The 1360-nt window shown below is 38.0% G+C and carries 2 protein-coding genes; both read right to left on the bottom strand.

The genetic code is table 11. The annotated features are described in order from the left end of the window. Window positions 1-134: 134 nt before the first annotated feature. Complete coding sequence (locus KUA55_RS18070; protein WP_218327766.1) at window positions 135-740, bottom strand: hypothetical protein; 606 nt, start codon at window positions 738-740, stop codon at window positions 135-137. Between the two features lie 26 nt (window positions 741-766). Beyond that, complete coding sequence (locus KUA55_RS18065; RefSeq protein WP_218327765.1) at window positions 767-1300, bottom strand: hypothetical protein; 534 nt, start codon at window positions 1298-1300, stop codon at window positions 767-769. Between the last annotated feature and the right edge of the window lie 60 nt (window positions 1301-1360).

The following is a 1360-nucleotide window of genomic DNA, read 5'->3' as shown; positions in this document are numbered from 1 at the left end:
CGTTCTTGTGTGATAACTAATTTTTGTGTAGTTGTGTCTGTTGTTGGCGACTGATTCGTATCTGTCGTACTTTCAACAGTCAAATTGCCGTTGATTTGAATATCTTTTTCCATCAGCAGCGAACCTTTCTATCACTAGTTCCAAACAACTGGTGTGAATTTCATCGTTAATTGGAATTGTGGTTTTAAGCTACTAGAAACAGTTGCTGAACCAGTATATTTATAGCTAGCTTTGTTAGAATCTGTAACAGCTGATGCAGCTGATGTCATTTTGCCATCTTTATTTGCTAAAGTCATCAAGTTGTCATTTGCAGAAAAAGCTAAACTACCAGCTTCAGCTAGTTTGATATCTGTTCCATTTAAGACAGCATTTAAACTGAAATCATTAGGTAATGTCACAGAGTCATTTTGTTTGAAAGCTGTTGTTGCTAGCGTCACAGGACGTCCTGAGTTATTAGTAATCGTGTAATTTGGTGATTGGAAAGCTGCTTGAGTAGGTGTATTCCAGAAACTTGTCACAGTTGGCACTGTCACATTGACCCAAACTGGATCGCCTTCTGGTAAGCCTGAATCAGGATCAGTATTATCAGCGGCTAAGTTCCCGTTAATTGTGATATCTGCAGTATCTTTTCCATTATCCCGACCATCAATTGTTGATGTTTCATCTGCTAAACTTGTTCCACTAAATCCTACTACGCCAAAAGCTGCTACTAATAAACCTGCCATCATTTTTTTCTTCATTTTGTTCTCCTCTTTCTTCTATCTATTTATTGCACCATTAAGGTTACTGCTGAAGCGACTTCTCCGGTTTTTTTATTGGTATCCGGATCATATAAATTAAAAGTTGCGGTAGCAGGATAATTACCGGCACTTAATTTTTTCTCTAAAGTAGCCTGCTTAATTTCCTCACCTGGCTGAATTGCACCAGAACTATAAACGACATCACCACTACTATCTAACGTCACTACCACGTTGACGGGATTATGGTTACTGTCGGGATTTTTAATTTGTAAGTTGCCAGTCATGTCACTATTGAAGGTGGCTTCTGATGTAATCATCATATTAAATTGGCTGTCATCGACATTTTGCTGTGCCAAGTTTGCCAGTTCTTTATCTGACATCTTAGAGGCATCTTTGCCCTCTGGTAAAAAATCACCAGCAATCACGGTAACAGGTACTTCGTCTTTTTTGATAAACCTATCGTAGATAAAGTATCCACCAACGATTAACAACAATAGCAACAAAAGTAACAACAACCATTTTTTCTTTTTCTTTTCTTCTTGGGGTTTTGTTTCTTCCATCTTGTTCTCCTTTCTAGCTAGTCACGGTCGCTATATCAAAATGCAACGTGTAACTGACAT

It is taken from the genome of Enterococcus alishanensis, assembly GCF_019218635.1.
GTDB classification, from domain to species: Bacteria; Bacillota; Bacilli; order Lactobacillales; family Enterococcaceae; genus Enterococcus_A; species Enterococcus_A alishanensis.
Note: the sequence above shows the minus strand (reverse complement) of the source record. Positions and strands in the feature narration are given on the sequence as shown.

Excerpts from the sequence above, each read along its gene's own strand:
- KUA55_RS18065 (WP_218327765.1), bottom strand. The coding sequence starts at position 1,300 with ATGGAAGAAACAAAACCCCAAGAAGAAAAGAAAAAGAAAAAATGGTTG.
- KUA55_RS18070 (WP_218327766.1), bottom strand. The coding sequence starts at position 740 with ATGAAGAAAAAAATGATGGCAGGTTTATTAGTAGCAGCTTTTGGCGTA.